General features: G+C 68.3%; 8 protein-coding genes. 5 read left to right on the top strand and 3 right to left on the bottom strand.

What is annotated here, in order from left to right:
- Positions 1–33 precede the first annotated feature (33 nt).
- Complete coding sequence (locus AB0B02_RS11520) at positions 34–621, bottom strand: dihydrofolate reductase family protein (RefSeq protein ID WP_281942545.1); 588 nt, start codon at positions 619–621, stop codon at positions 34–36.
- Between the two features lie 562 nt (positions 622–1,183).
- Between AB0B02_RS11520 and AB0B02_RS11515 the strand changes: the two genes are divergently transcribed.
- The 3 genes from AB0B02_RS11515 (at position 1,184) to AB0B02_RS11505 (ending at position 5,812) form a co-directional block, all read left to right on the top strand.
- Positions 1,184–2,476, top strand: a complete 1,293-nt coding sequence (locus AB0B02_RS11515; protein ID WP_281942544.1) for an MFS transporter — start codon at positions 1,184–1,186, stop codon at positions 2,474–2,476.
- 712 nt (positions 2,477–3,188) lie between these two features.
- Positions 3,189–4,757, top strand: coding sequence for a 4-hydroxyphenylacetate 3-hydroxylase N-terminal domain-containing protein (locus tag AB0B02_RS11510; RefSeq protein WP_281942542.1), 1,569 nt, complete (start codon positions 3,189–3,191; stop codon positions 4,755–4,757).
- Positions 4,758–4,822: 65 nt separating this feature from the next.
- On the top strand, positions 4,823–5,812 hold the full coding sequence (locus AB0B02_RS11505) for an LLM class F420-dependent oxidoreductase (RefSeq protein WP_281942540.1): 990 nt from the start codon (positions 4,823–4,825) through the stop codon (positions 5,810–5,812).
- Between the two features lie 271 nt (positions 5,813–6,083).
- On the opposite strand, the gene AB0B02_RS11500 is transcribed toward AB0B02_RS11505, so the two are convergent.
- The gene (locus AB0B02_RS11500; RefSeq protein ID WP_281942538.1) at positions 6,084–7,694 is read right to left on the bottom strand and encodes a condensation domain-containing protein; all 1,611 of its coding nucleotides are present in this window, start codon (positions 7,692–7,694) and stop codon (positions 6,084–6,086) included.
- A gap of 479 nt (positions 7,695–8,173) precedes the next feature.
- Here AB0B02_RS11500 and AB0B02_RS11495 point away from each other — a divergent pair, with 479 nt between their 5' ends.
- Both AB0B02_RS11495 and dpgD read left to right on the top strand, forming a co-directional pair.
- Entirely contained in the window at positions 8,174–9,646 is a 1,473-nt protein-coding gene (locus AB0B02_RS11495) for an FAD-binding protein (protein ID WP_281942536.1), read from the top strand.
- Positions 9,643–10,434 carry an enoyl-CoA-hydratase DpgD gene (dpgD, locus tag AB0B02_RS11490; RefSeq protein WP_357299478.1) on the top strand — a complete coding sequence of 264 codons (792 nt, stop codon included), beginning with the start codon at positions 9,643–9,645 and terminating at the stop codon, positions 10,432–10,434. The genes AB0B02_RS11495 and dpgD overlap by 4 nt, the downstream gene beginning before the upstream one ends.
- Positions 10,435–10,670: 236 nt before the next feature.
- Here the strand turns inward: dpgD and acs are convergent, their stop codons facing one another.
- Positions 10,671–12,650 carry an acetate--CoA ligase gene (gene acs / locus AB0B02_RS11485; RefSeq protein ID WP_357299475.1) on the bottom strand — a complete coding sequence of 660 codons (1,980 nt, stop codon included), beginning with the start codon at positions 12,648–12,650 and terminating at the stop codon, positions 10,671–10,673.
- Positions 12,651–12,734: the final 84 nt, after the last annotated feature.

Genomic DNA, 12,734 nt, shown 5'->3' with positions numbered 1-12,734 from the left:
CCGACCGTACGACTGTGTGGCCACGCCGGTGGGTCACCGTGCGGATCGGGCTGTCGCTTCCTGTTCGCGAGGGCGGTAGCGCAGGTGCACGACGCCGTTGCGGAACCGACGCTCGTCGACGAGATCGAGGTCGGTACGCATCCCGGTCGGCAGTCCCGGCTTGCCCCCACCGACGGCGACGGGCAGGACGAACAGCTGGCACTCGTCGACCAGCCCGGCCTTGAAGGCCTGCGTCGCGAGATTGGCGCCTCCGATGGTGAGGTCGCTGTCGGCCGCGGCCTTCATCTCCTTGACCGCGCCGGGGTCGAAACGACGTTCGACAGTGGTGTCGGCGGTTGACGCCGAGGAGATGCTCCCGGAGTAGACGACCTTGCTCGCAGCCTGCCAGGCGTTGGCGAAGTCGGCGGTGAGGTCGGACTGCGCGGCCAGCGCGTCATTGGTCTCCCAGACGGCCATCGCCTCGTACTGCCGCCGTCCGTAGAGGAAGGTGCCCGCCGACCGCACGATGTCGGTGTAGCACACGAACACCTCGTCATCGACCGGAAACAGGTTGAAGTCGCCGCGTTCGTCCTCGATGTAGCCGTCGAGCGACACGTTCGTCACGTAGATCAGCTTTGCCATGCTCCACCTCTCGATGATCGGTTGCCACCACCCGGACCTCCGTCGGCGCGGCGTCCATCTGGTGCGCGTCTGGCGCGAACCCTCGCCATGGGTGCGCCGGCACTCGGGATCCACTCGGGACCTCCGGTCGCGCCCCTCCGCCGGCCCCATTGATGAGGCGCGGTGGACGTGCCGGAGTTGCCCCCCATATTTACTACTTGGGTGGGATGAGTGTATGCAGAAGCTTAGGTTTTTTGTCGGATTTCGGGCGGTGTGTCAACCCGCCCGGCGCGCCCGACTCGCCGCCGCGCCGGGCGGTCGCGACGAGGTCGAGTCGGGCGCCCCCCAAAGGGGAGAAGCGTCGGATGGGTGGGAATCCCGCCACTCTCCTTTGTCTTCTTCCAGGTCAGCGGCTTGCTCGGGGAGGCCGCCGCGCAATAGACGGGAGGCAAACCGGAGAGCGTTTCGTCTGTTGGGGAGAGCAATCTGGAAGTTGTGCCGAAGGTTCCGTGCCTAAAAGGTAGTAAGGTCTGGTTCCAATAGGTAGCATCCGCTGGCGGACGGCGAGAGATGGTGGTACTGCATGCCGAGGTTTAACCCGATCAAGGAGCTTCGCTCCCTTGTTCCCGAGGCTGGGCCGAAGCGGTTTTACGCGCTGGGCACCTTTATCAACATGTTCGGGTTCGGGCTGCTGGTCGTCAGTATGAGCCTGTATTTCACCCGAATCGTGGGGCTGCCCGCCTCGCAGGTGGGTCTCGCCCTCACCATCGGCGTCGCCATCAGCCTGATCAGCGGTGTCCCGGTCGGCAACCTGGCCGACCGGTGGAGTCCGGTGAAGACCGTCAAGGTCATGCTGGTGATCCAGGCCCTGACGGCTACCACATTCATCTTCATCGACAACTTCACCCAACTTGTCATCGCCGCCACCCTCGACATGCTGGCGATGAAGGCGTCCGTGGCGGCGTCCGAATCGCTGCTGCGTCGGGTGGCCGGCGACGAGGCGGTCGGCTTCCGCGCCCAGGTGCACGCGATCCAGTTCGTCGCCATGGGCCTGGGCACCGCCGGGTGTGCCGTCGTGATCCAGATCGGTACGCCGACCGCGTACCACCTGATGATCGCCCTCGACGCGCTCAGCTTCCTGGGCGCCTTGCTGGTCTTCACCCGGCTGCCCGACTACGAGCCGTTGCCGAAGCCGGAAACCGCGTCCCGCTGGGGTGTGCTGTCCGACCGGCCCTTCGTCGCGTGGACGGCGATCGCCGGTGCCATGAACCTCCAGCTCTTCATGATCAATATGCTGCTGCCGCTGTGGGTGGTCGATGCCACCAATGCTCCGACCTGGACGGTTGCGGTCTTCTACATCATCAACAACACGTTGATCGTCTTGTTCATGGTTCGCGTCGGCAACAAGGTGAAGACGATCCGGCAGGGTGGCGTCGCGATCCGGCGCGCCGGTGCGCTCCTCCTGTTCAGCTGTGCCGGGATGGGTTTCGCGAGCGGGCTTCCCGGCTGGGCCGCGGTGCTCCTGCTGGTCGCGGCCGTCCTCGTGCACACCTACGGCGAGCTGTGGTACATGGCGGGCTCCTTCGCCCTCAACTTCGGCCTGCCGCCGGCGCACGCACAGGGGCAGTACATGGGCTTCCTCGGGATCGGCTCCGGCATCGGCGAGGCGTTCGCCCCGCTGCTGTTCCTCAGCTTCATCCTGACCCTCGGCCGGCCGGGTCTGGTCGGCATCGGCGTGTTCTTCGCCCTGGTGGGCCTGTTGGCGCCCGCCGTGGCGCGGTGGGGCGAGCGGACCAGGCCCGAGTCGGAGGAGAAGCCGTCGGAGGAGAAGGCCGCGCCGGCTGCTCCGGAGGTAGCGCCGGCCGTAGCCGACTGAGGTGATCTGATCCGGCCAGAAGTGCACGATCCGGCGACCTGATCACGGTCCCTGGAGAAGAGGTGGCGGTTCGACCCGGGAGTCCCGTGCGGGACGCCCGGGTCGTCCGCGAGACAGACCAGCCGATCGCCGAGGTGGCGGCTGACGTGAACCAACCGGGCGAGCCCTGAAACCGTCAGGGCGAGGGCCCGGCTTCGCTGACCGGCGCGGGCCGCCGCGTCGCCGGTGCAGCCTGGTGGACACTCCCGAGCACACCGGGCCGGGAAGCCGGGCGGCCACGCGTTGTCTCGTGCGCGATGAAGGCGGCCGAGTGTGCGGGGCTGCGCCCCGGGGCAACACAATGGTGGACGAGGTATGCGGGTGCGAGCCCTCGGCCGGCGTTCCCGACTCGAATCAGCGCAGCATACCCGGCGACCGGGGCGCGGACTACTTCTCCGCTGCCGACCCGGATTTTTCCGGTGGCCGGCGCTTCGGGGCAGCACTCTGCAACACAGAAGATGCGCTTACCCGAAAGTTCGCGAAGAATCGGCGGTGTGGCCGTCATTTCCGACGTCTGACCGCGCGGCCGGCTCCCCACTGGTGCGAGAGAGCCGGTTCCTGCCGTCTCGCCTGCCGATCCGAGGAGCGCCCGTTCGAGCGTAAAAAGCCGCCCAGCACGCAGTTTCCTCACGCCCTGATGCTCAGTCGTCGATCGCCTGTTCGGAGGAACGAAATGGCGGATCAAGAGAAGATGCATGAACCGCGGAAAACGCGGCCGATGACCGGCGCCGAATACATCGAATCGCTGCGTGACGACCGCTGTCTGTATCTTTACGGTGATCGCGTGAAGGACATGACCAGTCATCCTGCGTTCTACAACCCGGTACGGATGACCGCGCGGCTCTACGACGCGTTGCACGACCCGCGCACGCGTGACGTGCTCACCTCGCCCACCGACACGGGCAGCGACGGCTTCACCCACAAGTTCTTCACCACACCCCGCTCGGCGGAGGACCTGGTCGAGCACCAGCAGGCCATCGCCGCCTGGGCCCGGATGAGCTACGGCTGGATGGGGCGCAGCCCCGACTACAAGGCCGCCTTCCTCGGCACGCTCGGTGCGAACGCCGACTTCTACAAGCCGTTCGACGAGAACGCGCGGCGGTGGTACGCGGAGTCCCAGGAGAAGGTCCTCTACTGGAACCACGCGATCGCGCATCCGCCGGTCGACCGGAACCGCTCCCCGGACGAGGTCGGTGACGTCTTCGTGCACGTGGAGAAGGAGACCGACGCCGGGCTCGTCGTGAGCGGCGCCAAGGTGGTCGCCACCGGCTCGGCGCTGACGCACTACAACTTCATCGCGCACTACGGCCTGCCGATCAAGGACAAGAAGTTCGCGCTCGTGGCGACCGTTCCGATGGGGGCGCCCGGGCTGAAGCTGATCTGCCGTCCGTCCTACACGGCCAGCGCGGCACTGATGGGCAGCCCGTTCGACTACCCGCTCTCCTCCCGGCTGGACGAGAACGACACGATTCTCGTGATGGACAAGGTGCTCATCCCGTGGGAGAACGTGTTCATCTACGGCCATCTGGGAAAGGTCCAACTGTTCCCCAGCCGGTCGGGCTTCTCCGAGCGGTTCACGTTCCAGGGCTGCACCCGCCTGGCGGTGAAACTCGAGTTCATCGCCGGCCTGCTCGCGCGGGCGGTGGAACTCACCGGCGCCAAGGACTTCCGTGGCGTGCAGACCCGGATCGGCGAGGTGCTGGCCTGGCGCAACCTGTTCTGGGCGTTCTCGGACGCGGCGGCCCGCAACCCGGTGCCCTGGCACAACGGCGCGGTCCTGCCCAACCCGCGGTACGGGATGGCATACCGGTGGTTCATGCAGATCGGCTATCCGAGGATCAAGGAGATCATCCAGCAGGATGTCGCCAGCGGGTTGATCTACATCAACTCCAGCGCCGAGGACTTCAAGAACCCGGAGATCCGGCCGTACCTGGACCAGTATCTCCGCGGCTCCGACGGCAGCGACGCGGTCGAGCGCATGAAGGTCATGAAGCTGTTGTGGGACGCCGTCGGCACCGAGTTCGGCGGGCGGCACGAGCTCTACGAGCGCAACTACGCGGGCAATCACGAGAACACCCGGGTCGAGCTGCTCTCGGCGCAGCTCGCGAGCGGTGAGATCGACGACTACAAGGCCTTCGCGCAGGAGTGCCTCTCCGAGTACGACCTGGACGGTTGGACGGTGCCCGACCTGTCGTCGTTCGACGATCTCCACGAGGTGCGGGACCGGACGCTCAACGGGTGAGGGCGGCCGTGGGACCCCGGCGCGCGGGGACAGCATCCGGGTATGTCGATAGAAAGGGTCTGAACATGCGATTTGGTGTGCACTTGCCGCAGGGCTACAGTCTCGACCTCGTCAACATACCGGTGGCCGAGCAGTGGTCCACGATTCGTGACATCGCCCAGGCCGCCGACGCCGGGCCGTACGATTCGATCTGGGTCAGCGACCACTTTCTCACCATTCCGGCGCCGAGCAACGAGTCGGCGTTCGAAGCGTGGTCGATGATGGCCGCGTTCGCGGTCTGCACGTCCCGGGTGCGGCTCGGGCAGTTGTGCACGTGCATAGGTTTCCGGAATCCGGCGTACCTGGCCAAGATGGCGGCCTGCGTCGACGTGATGAGCGGCGGCCGGTTGGACGTCGGCCTCGGCGCGGGCTGGTTCGAGGACGAATGGCGTGGCTACGGCTACGGTTTCCCCAGCGTCGCCGATCGGCTCGGCATGCTCGACGAGGGCGCGCAGATCATGCGGCAGTTGTGGACGACCGGCACGGCCACGCTGGCGGGACGCCACTACCAGCTCGATGGTGCGGTCAGCAATCCGCTTCCGCTTCAGGCCGGTGGGATCCCGTTGTGGATCGGCGGCTCCGGCGAGAAGAAGACGCTGCGGACCGCGGCGAAGTACGCGCAGTACACGAACTTCGGGACGTTGAGCCTGGACGAGTTCGCGCACAAGTCCCGGGTCCTGGCCCAGCACTGCAAGGACGTGGGCACCGACTTCGACGCGATCACCCGCTCGGCCTACTACCTCGTGACCATCGGCGAGACCGAGAAGGACGTCGCCGACAGCATGGCGCGGATGAGGTCCCACTACGAGCCGCTGATGCCGCCCGAGGCGCTCGAATCCTGGCTCGGCGAGTTCCGCCGTGGTCTGGTCGGGACCCCCGAGCAGATCGTCGAGCGGTTGCGCAAGGCTGCCGACGCCGGGGTCGGCTACGTGATCGCCTACTTCGCGGACGCCGCCTACGACCGGACGAGCATGGACCTGTTCGCCGGCAAGGTGATACCGGAGTTGATCGGTTAGGCGTCGTCCCCACGTAGGTGGTCGGCCGCCGGCGGAGCCCTTCGGGCCCGCCGGCGGCACCGCCAGGTTCGGGGGCGTGGGAGGCGCGGGCCCGGGCGGGACGGCCCGGCCGGTCGCACCCGGGGGCCGTGCACCAGGTCGTGCCGTTCGCCACCCCCGTGCATGCCACGAGGTCTCCGGTGGCGGGGTTCATCTTCGTCGATGACCCCGCGACCGGAGACCTCGGCGTCGAGCGGCCACCGGCACGTGGCGCCCGACCTCGGGACGTCGGTCAGCCCGCGGTCTCCACTTCGAGCTGCTTCGGCCCGTTGTCGATGATGTCGGCGAAGTGCTTGCCGAGTTCGTTGGCGAGGCTGCCCTCGTAGAGGTCGGTCCGCACCACCAGGTGCATCTCCAGGCCGTCGGGGACGGGCAGGACCTCGAGCACGAAGTCGTGCACGGACGCCGTCCAGTCGTCGTTCCGGGAATCCATCACGCCGGGGACGCTGCCGAGGCTGAGCGTCGGCACGGAGTTGTAGACCACGGCCGGCTTGCCGATGAACATGGCCTCCAGCCCGCCGAACGCGCCCAGGATGCTGGCCATCTGCTTCATGTCCAGCAGGACGTCGCGCGCGGCCATGCCCTGGAGGTACGAGTCACGGATGCGGGCGAGGAGGTGCGGGCCCGACCGGAACGGCCCGTTCGGCCGCAGCAGGATGTTGCCGACCCGGGTGGTGATCGTCGCGTCGATCATCGCGCCGGCCTTGTTCCCGATCGACACCATCAGGCCGAGGTCGTGCGGGGCGCCCGCCCGGATGAGGGACTGGACGTACACCGCCACCATCCCCACCGACGGCGGCATGCCGTTGGCGCTGGCGTAGTCGTCCCAGGCCCGCAGCCGCGTCTTCGACACGGTGAAGGAGAAGTCGGCCGCGGGTCCGCTCGGCTCCGTCGGCCCGTCCTTGCGCCCGGGAAGGCGACAGGGCGGGAGGTCGCGGAGTTCGTTGAGCCAGTACCGGCGCTGGGCCTCGGCGTCCTGCGTCCTGAGCTGGTGACGGTAGTCCGCGGCCATCTCGGCGAGCGTCGCGGTTCTGCCGGACCACTGCGGCGCCCTCCCGGCCGCGCGGGCGGAGTAGGCCGCCGACAGCTCCGCCGTCATGATCTCCAGCGAACGGCCGTCGAACGCGGCGTGGTGCGCGGCCACCCCGAACAGGGTGCGATTGCTCTGCCTGCTGTGCACGATCACGCACCGCCAGACCTCACCCTGGTCGATGTGCAGCGGGTGCTCCAGCGCCTCCCAGAGCGCGTCGCCGGCCGCGCCGTCGTCGTCCTGCTCCGGCAGCCGCTGGAACCGCGCCTGGCCCGGATCGGCCGGCACCTCGGCCAGGCCGAGATCCGGCTCGTAGAGGTACTTGGCGTGCAGGGCCTGGTGACGGCGGTGCACGTCGGTGGCGGCGGCGGCGAGCGCCACGTCGTCGACCTGGCCGTCGAACCACCAGGCGAACCGCGGCACGATGTCCATCGGAACGGTGTGCGCCTGCATGGGGGTGATCGCCACGAGCTCGGCGTTGCGCTCGGCCGGTGGCGCGACCGAGGTGCGGGGCGCGCCGTTCCCGCTGTCGTGGGCGTCGATCCACGTCGCCAGCTGCGCGACGGTCGGGGTCCGGAAGAGCTGGGTGAACCGGACCCGGATCCCGGTCGCCTGTTCCAACCGGGCGCACGCGACGGTCACCGCTACGGAGTCAAGGCCCAGATCGAAGAAGGACGCCATGCGCGGCAGGCTGGAAATGCCGAGCATCTCGCCGAATATCCGCGCGATGGTGCTCTCTGTCTCGCCGCGCGGGTGCTCGTCCGTTGAGAGTGCCCCGTTGGGGTCGCTTCGCAGGTCTTCTCGCTGCGTCATGCCCGCTCCTTAGAGGGTGGATTAGCGTTCAACGAACTGGTGGTCAAGCCGGCGCCGGGTGGTGGGTGTCGGGGCGCGACGGCTGGTCGGGCGTCACCCGGTCATTGATGCTCGGTGTCACAGCCGCCCGACTCCTTCGCATTCGGCCTTAATTGGGCGTCGGGGCACACGTCAGAAGCCACTTGTGCATGTCACTGTCGCAGGCCGGCCCTTCGCGATACACCTCCAAAAGAGCTACCTGAATCGCCGCATAGAGCAATTTTGAAGTAGACCCCTGTGTGACCTCGCTGTTCTCATGTACCCCGTCACTGTGACGATTGGGGGAACTGAAGATGGCGGATTTAAGTCGCCGTGGGCTGCTAGCAGGTGCGGTTGCCGGGGGGATCACCGTTGGGCTGAACGGGACCAGCGCGAGTGCGGCACCGCCGGCTATCCACGCAGGATCGTCAACGAGTGCGCAGTGCGCGTCGCCCGACGCGGTGGTGGTCGGGACCAACGACCCGCGTTATCCGAGCCTCATCACGCCGTGGAACAGGCGTTTCGAGGGCAGCCCGCAGAATGTGCACCTGGTCTACAACGCGAAGCAGGTCGCCGAGGTCGTCGGCGCTGCGGTCGCCGCGAACAAGCGATTTGCGGTTCGCAGCGGCGGCCATTCCTTCGAGAATCTCACCTCCTCTCCTGACATTCAGGAACTGATCGACCTCTCGCAGATGTCGGATGTCTACTACGACCCCAAGCGGCGGGCGTTCGCCATCGAGAGCGGCGCGACGCTGGGCAAGGTGTACGACACCCTCGTCAAGGGGTGGGCGGTCACCATTCCGGGCGGAATCTGCCCCGGCGTGGGCGTCGGTGGCCACATCGCCGGCGGCGGCTACGGCTTCCTGTCGCGTCGGTACGGTCTCGCGGCCGACTACCTGTACGCCGTGGAGGTCGTGACCGTCGACAAGTCGGGCAAGCCCCGGATCGTCGTCGCGACGCGTGACGAGGGTGACCCCAACCGGGACCTCTGGTGGGCGCACACCGGTGGCGGGGGCGGGAACTTCGGCGTCGTGACGCGCTACTGGATGCGACGTCCGGGCACGGACTCCACCGACCCCGCCGACCTGCTGCCCCGGGCGCCCGCGACCATGATCCGGCGAGCGGTCGTGATGTCCTGGGACCAGTTGGACCGCACCTCGTTCCTGAAGTTCTTCCGGAACTACACCAACTGGTACGAGCAGAACAGCGCGCCCGACTCGCCGTACGCGAATCTGTGGGGTGGGTTCTTCACCTTCCACAAGTCGGCCGGGCCGGTCGGTTTCATCGTGGGTGTCGACAGCGGGGTGCCGAATGCGCAGGCCCTCGTCGACGCACACGTCGAGGCGGTCATGTCCGGGGTGGGCGTGCAGCCCGCGTCGGACACCACCGAGTTCGCGCCGTACCTGGACGACCGGAACTGGCAGAGCGAGCCGGATTCGCGTTCCAAGGACAAGGCTGCCAACCTGCGCAAGGGATTCTCGGACAGCCAGCTCGCGACCATCTACCGTCGGCTGACCGACCCGGAGCCCACGAACGCGGGCGCCGCGCTCACCATGTCCGGGTACGGCGGCAGAATCAACGCGGTGGCCAAGGACGCGACCGCGACGGCGGACCGCGACTGCGTCCTGCGGGTGTACTTCACCGGTGGCCGGTGGACCTCGCCCGCCGACGACGCGAAGAACATCAAGTGGATTCGCGAGTTCTACCGGGACGTCTTCTCGGAGACGGGCGGCGTGCCGGTGCCGAACGCGATCAATGGCGGCAGCTACATCAACTACATCGACGCCGATCTCGCTGACCCGGCCTGGAACACGTCCGGGACGTCGTGGGCGGAGCTCTACTACAAGTCCAACTACCCGCGTCTGCAGCAGATCAAGAAGCGGTACGACCCGCGGAACGTGTTCCACCACGCTCTGTCGATTGTGCCGAGGTGACCGTTCGGTACCGGAAACAGGAGCGGGTCGCCTACATCACGCTGGACCGGCCACATGTGTTGAACGCGCTGGACCTGCGTACGCATGAGGAACTCGCCGAGATCTGGGACGATTTCGAAGCCGATGACGACATCTGGGTCGGCGTGCTCTCCGGAGCGGGTGAGCGCGCCTTCTCGGTCGGTCAGGACCTCAAGGAACTGGTGGCCCTGACCGAGCAGGGCCGGGCCACGCCGTCCACCTTCGGCAGCCGGGGCAAGCCGGGCTGGCCCCGGCTGACCGAGCGGTTCGGCCTCGCCAAACCGCTGGTCGCCCGGGTCGACGGGTACGCCCTCGGCGGTGGTTGCGAGCTGGCCCTGGCCTGTGACGTCATCATCGCCTCGGACCGGTCGGTCTTCGGGCTCACCGAGGCCAGGTTCGGTCTGATCCCCGGGGCGGGCGGAGTCTTCCGGCTGACCCGTCAGGTGCCCTACCGGGTCGCGGTCGGGCACCTGATCACCGGTCGCCGGTTCGACGCCGCCCGCGCCTACGAGCTCGGACTGGTCAACGAGGTGGTGCCGGCCGCCGAACTCGACGCGAGCGTGGCGAGCTGGGTCGAGGACATCCTGCGCTGTGCCCCGCTGTCGGTGCGGGCGATCAAGGAGGCCGCGGCCACCGCCGCGACCCGGAGCCTCGCCGACGCCTTCGCCACCCGCTACGCCTGGGAGGAGCAGCGCATGCACAGTGCCGACGCGACCGAGGGCCCGCTCGCCTTCACCCAGCGGCGGGACCCGGTCTGGCGGGGACGCTGAGCGTTCGGGCGGGACGCCCGCCCGGTCACCACGGCCGGGGCGCCCGGTCCGCGATCTCCGTCCCGTCCAGGATCCTGGACGGGACGGAGATCGTTCCGGTTCCCGCCGCGGCCGGCGCCCTCCCGGCTTCCGCCGCGCTCCCGGCCGGCTGAGGTCCACGCGGCGCACCGGCGCCGGCGATACCGCCGGCGCCGGTGGCGCGGAGCGCCTCGACGGCGCGTCGTACGGGTTCCGGCTCAGTCCTCGGCGGTTCCGGACCCCGCCCGGATCATGTCCATGACCGTCGAGTCCATCAGCGTGCTGACGTCGCCCAGCGTGCGATTCTCGGCGACGTCCTTCAGCAGGCGTCGCATGATCTTGCCGGAACGGGTCTTGGGCAGCTCGCCCACGAAGATGATCGAACGGGGTTTCGCGATCGGGCTGAGCGTCCTGGCGACATGGTTGCGCAGGTCGGCCTTGAGCTGGTCACCACTCTCGCCGGCGGTCTCCACGGTGCTGCGGGCGATGACGAAGGCGGCGATGGCCTGGCCGGTGGTGGGATCGGCCGCGCCCACCACGGCCGCCTCCGCGACCGCCGGGTGCGACACCAGCGCGGATTCGACCTCGGTGGTGGAGATGTTGTGGCCGGAGATGACCATGATGTCGTCGACCCGGCCGAGCAGCCACAGGGCGCCGTCCTCGTCGCGCTTCGCGCCGTCACCGGCGAAGTAGACCCACTCGTCACCGGCGTTGGCGCCGGCGCCGAACTGGGACCAGTAGGTGTCGACGAAGCGTTTGTCGTCGCCCCAGATGGTCCGCAGCATCGCCGGCCACGGCTTGCGGAGCACCAGGAAGCCGCCCCCACCGTTCGGCACCGACTCGGCGTCGTCGTTGACCACGTCGGCGGAGATGCCCGGCAGCGGTCCCATCGCCGAGCCGGGCTTCGTGGCGGTCACGCCGGGCAGCGGCGAAATCATCATCCCGCCGGTCTCGGTCTGCCACCAGGTGTCCACGACCGGGGTCCGGTCGTGCCCGATGTGCTCGCGGTACCACATCCACGCCTCGGGGTTGATCGGCTCGCCGACGCTGCCGAGGATGCGCAGCGACGACAGGTCGTACTTGGCCGGGATGTCGCTGCCCCACTTCATCATGGTGCGGATCAGGGTGGGCGCGGTGTAGAGGACGCTGACCTTGTACCTGTCGACGATCTCCCAGAACCGGCCCGGGTGCGGGGTGTCCGGGGTGCCCTCGTACATGACCTCGGTGGCGCCGTTCGACAGTGGACCGTAGACCATGTGCGAGTGCCCGGTGATCCAGCCGATGTCGGCGGCGCACCAGTGCACGTCGGTGTCGGCCTTGAGGTCGAAGACGGCCCAGTGGGTGTACGAGACCTGGGTCAGGTAACCACCGCTGGTGTGCAGGATGCCCTTCGGCTTACCCGTGGTCCCCGAGGTGTAGAGGATGAAGAGCGGGTGCTCGGAGTCGAACGCCTGCGGCTCGTGCCTGTCGTCGGCCTGCTCGACCGTCTCGTGCCACCACAGGTCCTTCTCGCCCCAGGTGACGTCCTCCCCGGTCCGGCGGACGACGAGCACGTGCTCGACGCTGGCGCACCGGGCGACGGCGTCGTCGACGATGGGCTTGAGCGCCGACGGCTCCCCGCGCCGGTAGCCACCGTCCGCGGTGATGACGACCTTCGCGCCCGCGTCCTCGATCCGGGTGGCCAGCGCGTCCACCGAGTAGCCCCCGAAGACGACGCTGTGGGGGGCGCCGACGCGGGCGCAGGCCAGCATCGCGACCACGGCCTCCGGGATCATCGGCAGGTAGATGGCCACCCGGTCGCCGGCCGTCACACCGAGTTCGGTCAGCGTGTTCGCCGCCTGGCTGACGCTCTTGAGCAGGTCCGCATAGGTGATCGTGCGGGTGTCGCCGGGCTCGCCCACCCAGTGGATGGCGACCTTGTCGCCCCGGCCCGCCTCGACGTGGCGGTCCACGCAGTTGTAGGCGATGTTGAGCGCACCGCCGACGAACCACTTGGCGAACGGCGGATTGCTCCAGTCGAGGACCTGCTCCCATTCCCGCGCCCAGGTGAGCCGCTCCGCCTGCCGGGCCCAGAACGCCGGCGGGTCGGCGGCGGCGTCGTCGTAGGTGTCCGCCGTGACGTTGGCTCGGGCGGCCAGGTCAGGTGGTGGGGCGAAGGTTCGCGTCTCGGTGGAGAGATTCTCCAGCGGCGTGGTCATGGTGGCAGCTCCTCTCGGGGCGTCGGCGCGCCACCCCAGTCCAGCCGCAACACCGCCGGTGGTCATCTTCTACCGTGCGGGGAC

The organism is Micromonospora sp. NPDC049240, from assembly GCF_040647835.1.
Taxonomy (GTDB): domain Bacteria; phylum Actinomycetota; class Actinomycetes; order Mycobacteriales; family Micromonosporaceae; genus Micromonospora.
Note: the sequence above shows the minus strand (reverse complement) of the source record. Positions and strands in the feature narration are given on the sequence as shown.